1 pseudogene is annotated in these 852 nt (G+C 59.9%); it reads left to right on the plus strand.

Annotated features, from left to right (window positions below):
• The first annotated feature begins 121 nt into the window (after positions 1–121).
• Positions 122–837 (plus strand): annotated as a pseudogene (locus J6525_RS46465) (IS5 family transposase).
• Positions 838–852: the final 15 nt, after the last annotated feature.

The following is an 852-nucleotide window of genomic DNA, read 5'->3' on the forward strand; positions in this document are numbered from 1 at the left end:
CTAGGTGGTGTGGACTCTAAGGATTCCCTTTTAGGAGCAAATCAGATTCAAGGCTGCTTTTGGGGAGGCCGCCTTGGGTGTGATGGACCGTTTGGTATTGAGCGACGCGGCGTGGGAGCGGATGGCGCCGTTGATCATAGGGCGGCCCGATCAGAAGGGCTCGACCGGGCGCGACAACCGAATGTTTGTTGAAGGAGTGCTGTGGATCGTGCGTACGGGGTCTCCCTGGCGCGATCTCCCGGAGGTCTTCGGCGATTGGAACAGCGTGTTCCGGCGCTTCAGCCGATGGAGCATCAAGGGTGTTTGGTGGCGGATATTCGAGGCGATGTCCGATGATCCGGACTTCGAATATCTGATCGTCGATTCCACCATCGTTCGGGCGCATCAGCACGCCGCCGGCGCCAAAAAAGGGGGTCTGAAGATCAAGCGATCGGCCGCTCGCGCGGGGGCCTGAGCACCAAGATACATCTGGCCGTTCGAGGCTTGGGATGTCCGGTGCGGTTCACGCTGACCGCGGGTCAGAAGGGCGATGCACCGCAAGCCGCCACATTGATCGAAGGCTTATCCGCCGAAGTCGTCATGGCCGACGCCGCCTATGACGCCGATCACTTGCGCCAAGCCATCGCCGCCAAAGGCGCGCTCGCCGTCATTCCCAACAATCCGTCGCGCGCGCTCAAATACCCTCTCGATAAGCATCTCTATGCCCAGCGTCATCTCGTCGAATGCTGCTTCTCAAAGCTCAAGCAGTTCCGACGCGTCGCAACCCGCTTCGAAAAGACGGCACGGAACTATCGCGCCGTCGTCACTCTCGCTGCCATTGTTCTATGGATGCGCTAATGTCCACACCACCTA

Source organism: Bradyrhizobium australafricanum, assembly GCF_020329495.1.
In the GTDB taxonomy this organism is placed as follows: Bacteria; Pseudomonadota; Alphaproteobacteria; order Rhizobiales; family Xanthobacteraceae; genus Bradyrhizobium; species Bradyrhizobium australafricanum.